7 protein-coding genes are annotated in these 8,681 nt (G+C 63.9%); all 7 read left to right on the forward strand.

The window, feature by feature from the left end:
- Positions 1-15 precede the first annotated feature (15 nt).
- Complete coding sequence (locus GJ699_RS17630; protein ID WP_154378577.1) at positions 16-1,014, forward strand: DODA-type extradiol aromatic ring-opening family dioxygenase; 999 nt, start codon at positions 16-18, stop codon at positions 1,012-1,014.
- Between the two features lie 12 nt (positions 1,015-1,026).
- Positions 1,027-1,884 carry an HpcH/HpaI aldolase family protein gene (locus tag GJ699_RS17635; RefSeq protein ID WP_154378579.1) on the forward strand — a complete coding sequence of 286 codons (858 nt, stop codon included), beginning with the start codon at positions 1,027-1,029 and terminating at the stop codon, positions 1,882-1,884.
- A gap of 1 nt (position 1,885) precedes the next feature.
- Positions 1,886-3,439 (forward strand): acetolactate synthase large subunit, encoded by a 1,554-nt coding sequence (locus GJ699_RS17640; protein ID WP_154378581.1) that lies wholly within the window; start codon positions 1,886-1,888, stop codon positions 3,437-3,439.
- Between the two features lie 14 nt (positions 3,440-3,453).
- Positions 3,454-4,332 (forward strand): substrate-binding domain-containing protein, encoded by an 879-nt coding sequence (locus tag GJ699_RS17645; RefSeq protein WP_154378583.1) that lies wholly within the window; start codon positions 3,454-3,456, stop codon positions 4,330-4,332.
- 41 nt (positions 4,333-4,373) lie between these two features.
- A complete protein-coding gene (locus GJ699_RS17650) occupies positions 4,374-5,939 on the forward strand; it encodes a DUF1302 family protein (RefSeq protein ID WP_154378585.1) in 1,566 nt (521 codons plus the stop codon).
- Between the two features lie 16 nt (positions 5,940-5,955).
- On the forward strand, positions 5,956-7,296 hold the full coding sequence (locus tag GJ699_RS17655) for a DUF1329 domain-containing protein (RefSeq protein WP_154378587.1): 1,341 nt from the start codon (positions 5,956-5,958) through the stop codon (positions 7,294-7,296).
- A gap of 1 nt (position 7,297) precedes the next feature.
- Positions 7,298-8,681 (forward strand): WD40/YVTN/BNR-like repeat-containing protein (locus GJ699_RS17660; RefSeq protein WP_229262139.1); only part of this gene is annotated, 1,384 nt, incomplete at its 3' end.

Genomic DNA, 8,681 nt, shown 5'->3' on the forward strand with positions numbered 1-8,681 from the left:
TACAGAGGATTACTCATGGCAAAAATCGTATTCGGCATGGCCGTCCCTCACAGCGGCATGCTGGGCCAGGCGCCGGAAGACTGGCTGAACAACGGTGAGCGCGACCGCAACAATCCGGAACTGTGGTTCCGCAACCGCACCTGGACCTACCCGGAACTGGAAGCCCACCGCGAAGCCGCGTTTGAACCGTTCCTGACCATCGAAGAACGCACCGCGCGCGCCGCCCGCTGCCGCGCCGCGCTGGACAAGATGGCCGAAGCCTATCGCGAAGCCAAGATCGACGTCGCCATCATCCTCGGCAAGGACCAGAAGGAAATCTTCCTCGACTTCTCGCCGTCGATCGCGATCTACACCGGCAAGGACGTGCACAACGGCCCACCACAACGCTCGGTGTACGCACCGGACCACCATGTGACCCACGCATGCCATCCGGAACTGGCGAACTACCTGATCGACGCCTTCCAGAAAGAAGGCTTCGACCTGACCGACCTGTTCAAGTGGCCGGACAACGTATGGATGAAACCGCTGCCGGAGTATCCGGTCGCGCCGCACGCCTACAGCTTCGTCTATCACCAGATCATGGACGACAATCCGCCGCCGCACGTGCCGGTCATCATGAACTGCTTCTACCCGCCGACCCAGCCGTCGATGGCGCGTTGCATCGAGTTCGGCCGCGTGCTGCGCGATGCGATCAAAGCCTGGCCAGCTGACGTGCGGGTCGGCATCTTCGCCTCCGGTGGCCTGTCGCACTTCGTCAACGATGAAGAGTTCGACCACAAGGTCATGAAGATGTTGAGCGAGTACGACTACGACGGCCTGGCCGCCATCCCGGATGGCTACTACCAGTCCGGCACCTCGGAAATCAAGCTGTACGTCAGCGTGATGAAAGCCGTCGAAGAGACCGGCGCCGAGATGACTCTGGTCGACTACGTACCGTGCTGGCGCACCGCCGCCGGCACCGGCGAAGGCATGGGCTTCATGTACTGGAACGCCGACAAACCAACAACCAAATAAACGAGGAACACCATGAGCAACAACCGCTTGAACGGCATCATCCGCGCCTGGGAACAAGGCAAAGTCGCATTCACCGCGTTCTCCAAAATCGACAAGCAGTCGGCCATCGACATGAGCGACGCGCCGTATGACGGCATCGTGTTCGAAATGGAGCACAACCCGTACGACGTGTCGGCGCTGGGCGATTCGCTGCAGTACCTGCTGAACCGCAAACAGATCGCCACCAGCGGCTCGCTGGCGCCGCAAGTGACCCCGCTGGCGCGCATTCCGGCCAACGGCGTCGAGATGAATCAGTCGTTCGCCAAGCAGGTGCTGGATCGCGGCGTCTACGGCGTGATCACGCCGCACGTGGCGACGGTGGAACAGGCTTACAACGCGGTGGCATCGTGCCGCTATGCGCGTCCGAAAAACGCTCCGCTGTACGAGCCCAAAGGCGTGCGCGGCGACGGTCCGATGAACGCTTCGCGCTACTGGGGTCTGACCCAGCAGGAATACTACGCCAAGGCCGACGTCTGGCCGCTGAACCCGAACGGCGAAATCCTGTGCGGCCTGATGATCGAATCGACCCAGGCGATTGAAAATCTGGACGACATGCTGAAGAACGTGCCCGGCATCGGCTTCGTGCTGATCGGCGAAGGCGACCTGTCGCAGGAACTGGGCCTGGCGCGCCAATACGACCACCCGGAAGTGCTGGCCGCGATGGCGCAGATCGTCGCCACCTGCCATAAAAATGGCGTCAAGGTCGGCAATCCGCACGTCACCGCCGCCAACTACGAGCGTCTGCTGAAGGAAGGCTACAGCTTCCTGATGTCGGCGCCGCAGCGCAGCTACGGCGTGATCGGCAAAGCACGCGAAATGGCAGGGTACTAAGATGAACGGCGCCGAAAGCCTGGTCAAGACCCTGACCGACCAGGGTGTTGATATCTGCTTCGCCAATCCCGGCACCTCGGAGATGCACTTCCTGAAGGCGCTGGAGAACCCGCGCATGAAGAGTGTGCTGTGCCTGTTCGAAGGCATTTGCACCGGCGCGGCGGACGGCTACTACCGCATGAAGGGCACGCCCGCCTCCACCCTGCTGCACCTGGGGCCGGGGCTGGCCAACGGCCTGGCGAATATTCACAACGCCAAGCGCGCTTCGTCCGGCATGGTCAACATCGTGGGCGAGCATTCGGCGTCGCACCTGAAGTACGATCCGCCGCTGACCTCGGACATCGAAGGTCTGGCGCGACCACTCAGCCATTGGGTGCGCCGCGTTGAATCGCCGCAGTCGGTGGCGTGGGACGTGTCGACCGCGATCGCCAAAGCGAGCGAGCATCCAGGACAAATCGCGACCTTGCTGCTGCCAGGCGACGCCTCGTGGCAGGAAGCTGGCGACGCGGCCGCGCTGGTGCCGCCACCGGCGGCGCCGCAAATCAAGCGCCCCGAGCCGGCGCGCATCGAAGCCATCGCCAAGGTGCTGCGCTCCGGCGAGCCGGCGCTGGTGATCCTGGCCAACCGCGCCACCCGTGGCCGCGCCGTGGAACTGGCCGGCAAGCTGAAGGCCGCCACCGGTTGCCGCCTGGCGACCCAGTTCTTCACCTCGCGCATCGAGCGCGGTGCCGGCCGCGTCACGCTGGAACGCATCCCGTACGCGGTGCCGCAGGCGCTGGAATTCCTCAAGGGCTTCAAGCACATCATCACGCTGGAAACCACCGAGCCAATCGCCTTCTTCAGCTACCCGGACAAACCGAGCCTGCTGAAAGCACCGGGCACCGTGGTGCACAAGCTGGCCGAAGCCAATGAAGACAGCGAAGCCGCGCTCGACATGCTGCTGTACGCGCTGGATGCCGGCAGCGCCACGCCGGTGCTGCAAGCGCGCGCCGAAGCCGTGATTCCGCAAGGCGCGCTGAACCCGGCCAGCATCGCCGCTGCGTTGGCCGCCGCGCTGCCCGAGCACTGCATCCTGGTCGATGAATCGCTGACCACCGGCCGCGAAACCATGGGCCTGACAGTCGGCGCCGCGCCGCACGACCTGATCAACAACATGGGCGGCTCAATTGGCTACGGCACGCCGGTTGCCACCGGCGCCGCGCTGGCCTGCCCGGACCGCCGCGTGTTCTGCATGGTGGGTGATGGCAGCGCCATGTACACCATCCAGTCGCTGTGGACCCAGGCGCGCGAAGGCTTGAACGTCACCACCATCATCTTCGCCAACAACAGCTACGCGATCCTGAAAGCCGAATACGCCAACATGGGCGCCGGCGCGCCAGGCCCGCAAGCACTGGCCATGATCGATATCGACAGGCCAAGCATCGACTGGCTGGCGATGGCCAAGAGCATGGGCGTGCCGGCCGTGGCGGTCGACAGCGCCGAAGGCTTCTATAAAGCCATGGCCAACTCCGCCCGCGAGCAAGGCCCAACCCTGATTGAAGTCCGTCTGTACTAATCAAGGAACCAAACATGACCACCGTATTACGCACCAACCTCTCCGAATACAAAGTCACCAAGGCGCTGCTGGATGGCCGCGTCTCGTCCGACATCGTCAAGCTGGACTTCTGCGGTCCTACGCCTGCGCACAACGGCTTCAAAGCCATGGTGCGCGAGAATAAATTCGACGCCGGCGAACTGGCCATCGTCACCTTCCTGCAAGCCAAGGCGTTCGGCAAGCCGTACGTGCTGCTGCCGGCGCCGATCTCGGGCCGCTTCCAGCACCACTGCGCCGGTTTCAATATCGACTTCGGCCACCTCGATCCGAAAGACATCGAAGGCCGTGAAGTCGGCGTGCGCACCTACACCCAGACCACCGCACTGTGGATACGCGGCATTCTGCGCCACGAATACGGCGTCGATCTGGACAAAGTCCTGTGGCGCACGCTGGGCGATGGCCATCTGGCCGAGTACAGCGATCCAGAAAATTGCAAGCGTCTGCCGGCCGGCTCGTCGATTCCCGATCTGATGATGAAAGGCGAACTGGCCGCCGCCCTGCTGGGCGAGGACATGCCGAAAGATGAACGCGTGCGCACGCTGGTGCCGGACGCCCACAACGCCGCGCTCAAATGGTTCGAGCGCGAGAACGTGGTGCCGGTCAACCACTTCTTCGTGGTGCATGAAGACGTATCGAAGCAGAACCCGGCGGCGGTGCGCGAGATCTACCGCATGATCACCGAAGGCCGCCAGCAAGCCGAAGGCGGCGTGCCGGCGATCTTCCCGCCGCTCGGCCTGGAAGCCAATCGCAAGGGCATCCAACTGGCCATCGACTGGGCGCTCGATCAAAAAATTATCCCGCGGCGACTGTCGGTCGATGAGCTGTTCGACGACGTGACCGGCAGCCTCGGATAAGCAGCCGTACCCCGTAAAAAATTACAACAACGGAGACAAAAATGAAGAAACTGGCAATCGCATCCGCCATCGCCGCGATGGTGGGTAGCTCGGCGCACGCCGCTGATCTTAACCCCGGCGGCGACTGGCAAATCCGCTGGGATAACACGCTGAAATACAGCGCCGGCGTCCGCGTCGAATCGCAGAATCCGGCGCTGACCACTGGCTCGACCAAAGTCAATAACGACGACGGCGACCGCAACTTCAGCACCGGCCTGATTTCCAGCCGCTACGACCTGCTGACCGAGTTCGACATCCAGAAAGACGGCTTCGGCCTGCGCCTGAGCGGCGCCGCCTGGTACGACTCGGTGTACAACAACCACACCTCCAACACCTCGACCGCGACCACCAACAACGTCGGCGTCAGCGCCAACGAGTTCTCGGACGAAACCACCCGCATCGCCGGCCGCAACGCCGAAATGCTGGACTGGTTTGTGTTCGGCAAAAACCAGATCGGCGACAGCACCCTGTCCTACCGTCTGGGCCAGCACTCGCTGATCTGGGGCACCACGCTGTTCTTCGGCATGAACGGCATCGCCAAGGGCATGGCGCCGATCGATCTGTACAAGCTGTCGATTCCGGGCACCCAGGCCAAGGAAACCACGATTCCAGTGCCGCAGCTGTCCAGCACCCTGCAGCTGACCAACGACACCAGCATCGAAGCCTATGTGCAGTTCAAATACCGTCCGACCCGCCTGAATCCGGCCGGCAGCTACCTGAGCTCGACTGACATGCTGGGCGATGGCGCGGAATCGATCTGGGCCGGTCCACTCAAACTGCGCAACGCCGGCCTGTTCAAGGGCGATCTGCCGAAGAACTTCGGCGTGGCGCTGAACACCCGCAGCGAACTGCTGGATTCCGATCTGGGCTTCTACGCGATCCGCTACAACGACACCTCGACGCAAGTCGTGACGCAGGCCGCGACCCGCACCTACTACCTGGCCGTGCCGAAAGGCGTGAAGTCGTTCGGCGCCAGCATCTCGCGCCTGATCGGCATCGCCAACGTCGGCCTGGAAGCCTCGGTCCGCGACGGCCAGGCGCTGAACGCCAAGCAAGGCACGGTGGTGCTGCCAGCCGGCCAGACCGCGTCCTGGCTGGACGCCAATACGCCCTACCCTACCGGCCGCACCTCGCACCTGAATCTGTCGACCACCATCGTCAGCGGCGCCAGCGGTTGGTATGACGGCCTGAGCGTGGTGGGCGAGCTGTCGGCCAATCACCTGCTGAGCGTGAAGGACAATCCAGAAAAAGTCGACACCGCGCTCAACAAGACCGCCTACGGTGGCCGCGTCGTGTTCACGCCAAGCTGGTATCAAGTGCTGTCCGGCCTGGACCTGGCGGTACCGGTTAACGTCGGCTGGGCCTTCAAGGGCAAATCGGTGATCGATACCGCGTTCCCGTTCTCGGGCAGTCCCGACCATGGCGGCGAGATCGCGCTTGGCGTCACCGGCACCTACCTGACCAAGTACATCGCCAACCTGACCTTCATCAATTATCGCGGCAAAGCCACCACCCAGCCACTGCTGGACCGTGACTACGTGCGCTTCAGCCTGCAAACCAGTTTCTGATAGAGGAGACATTGAGATGAACAAGAATATTCGCAATCTGGTGGCGGTCAGCATGGCCGCCCTCGTGGCCAGCGCTTTTGCTCAGGCGCCTAATCTGAAATCCGGCAACCTGACGCCGATGGGCGCCGAGCGCGCCGCCAACAAGGAAGGCACCATCCCGGCCTGGGACGGTAAAGCCGTGGACACCAAACCGGGCGCCGACAACAAGCGTCCCGATCCGTATGCCAGCGAGAAGCCTGTGCTGCAAATCACCAACGCCAACCAGACTCAATATGCCGACAAGCTGAGTGATGGCACCAAGGCGCTGCTGGCCAAATGGTCGGGCATGCGTATCGACGTCTACCCATCGCACCGCAGCGCGGTGTTCTCGCAGGCGATCTATGACGCGGTGGCCGCCAACGCCACCCGCGCCAAGCTGGCCAACGGCGGCCTGACGGTGGAAGGCGCTTACGGCGGCATTCCATTCCCGGTGCCGAAGAACGGCCACGAAGCGCTGTGGAACCACATGCTGAGCTATCGCGGCCAGCTGACCACCTTCACCGCCGACAAATACGTGATGACCTCCAGCGGCGACCGCGTGCTGACCAACCGTCAGCGCACCGGTCTGGCATATCCGTACTACGATCCGAAAGGCAAGGCGGACGGCTTCAACGGCGAGTGGGCGCGCGCGCGTCTGGACGTGACCGAGCCGCCAGCCAATGCCGGCCAGGCGCTGATGACCATCGACTATGTCGACAACTACACCAAGCCGAAGGATGGCTGGCAGTATGTGCCGGGCCAACGCCGCGTGCGCAAGTCGCCTTCGCTGGTGTATGACACTCCGGATCCATCGGCAGCTGGTCTGGCCAACTTCGATGACGTGAATCTGTTCATCGGCGCGCAGGACCGTTATGACGTCAAGCTGATTGGCAAGAAAGAGATCTACATCCCGTACAACAACAACGGCCTGTTCCGCAAGCCGGTGAATGCGGTGATCGGCAAGGGTACGCTGAATCCGGACGCGGTGCGTTGGGAACTGCACCGCGTGTGGGTGCTGGAAGCTTCGCTGGCCAAGGACAAGCGTAACGTGGCGGCCAAGCGTCGTCTGTATCTGGACGAGGACACCTGGCAGGCGGTGCTGGCCGATACCTGGGATGCGCAGGGCAAGCTGTGGAAGACCGGTCAGGCCTTCACGCTGCTGGCGGGCGATGAGCCGTCGGCCAGTACGCTGAGCTACACCTGGTTCGATCTGCTGAGCGGCGGCTGGGTGTATGCGGCGGCCATCAACGAAACCGGTGGCGTGAGCTATCAGGACTACGATGCAAAACAGCTGACCAAGTTCACGTCCAGTGCGCTGGCCAGCGGCGGCGTGCGTTGATATGAAGGCGATCAGCATCCTCATGCGGCGCAATGCCGCAGCGGTGCTGGCAGCGTTGGCCGCCCTGGCGGCTGACGCGTTGCTGGTCGGTGCCGAGGCGGCATCCACTGCATCGCCTGCCGCAGCAGCTGCCGCTGCCGTGTTGCCGGCGACGGCTACAGCGACTGCCGTTGCGACTGGGGCGGCGGCTTCGTTGTCGGCCGCTGCGGCTGCGACGGCGGCTGCAGCGGCGGCAGCGCCCCCCGGCGTGGCGCTGCCTGCCGCCCTGCTGCGTCCGGCGCTGAAGGTCGCGCGGCCGGAGCAGGCCAATCTGATGGCCGTGGTGCGTAGCGGCAGTCGCTTGGTGGCGGCTGGCGAGCGCGGTCTCATTATCTATTCCGACGACTCCGGTCAGCATTGGTCGCAGGCGCAGGTGCCGGTCAGCGTGACGCTAACCGCGCTGCGTTTCGCCAATGAGCGTGAAGGCTGGGCGGTCGGCAATATGGGCGTGGTGCTGCGCAGCAGCGACGGCGGCCAGAGTTGGAAGCGTGTGTTCGATGGCAAGCAGGCCGCCGAGCTGGCCGAACAAGCCGCGCAACAAGCCTGGGATGCGGTCAAGCCCGATCCGAATAATCCCGATCATCCGCTGAATCTGTTGCTGTCGGACGCGCAGCGTCTGGTGGACGAAGGTGCCGACAAGCCTTTCCTTGACCTGTGTCTGCAGGGCGATGGTTCGGCGCTGGTGGTGGGCGCCTATGGTCTGGCGTTCTCGACCGCCGATGGTGGCAAGAGCTGGCAGGCGCTGATGAAGAATCTGCCGAATCCGAATGGTGCGACTTACTACGGCATTGCAGAGCGCCAGCAGGAGCAATATCTGTTTGGCGAACAGGGCGTGCTGCTGCGCGCTACCGGTACCACCGGCGCCGATGCCGCGTTTTCCGCGCAGACTTCGCCGGCCAGCGGCAGCCTGTTCGGCGGCCTGGCCACGCGTCAGGGCACGCTGATGTTGTACGGCCTTCGCGGCAAGGTGTATCGCAGCGCCCAGCCGGGCGCGGCATGGACCGAAGTCCAGACGCCGGTTGATGCATCGCTGATCGCCGGTCTGCAATTAGCCGATGACACCGTGCTGCTGCTCGGCTCGGCCGGCCAGATCGTCGCTAGCCGCGATCAGGGACAAAGCTTCACCGCGCTGCCGCTGAAGACCCGCTTCCCGTTCACCGGCGCCACCGTGGCCCCGGACGGCACGCTGATCGTCACCGGCACCCGCGGCCTGCTGCGCCTCCCCGCCGCCAGCCTGACCGCCGCCGCTCCGGCCAAGGCCACGCCGTCGACCACCGCCACGCACAGCGCACCAGCGGCCGTCGCGCCTGACGACGCGGCGCGCAATAGCGCCGCTGGCGCAGCAG

Origin of the sequence: Duganella guangzhouensis (assembly GCF_009674535.1) — a bacterium.
Lineage (GTDB): Bacteria > Pseudomonadota > Gammaproteobacteria > Burkholderiales > Burkholderiaceae_D > Rugamonas > Rugamonas guangzhouensis.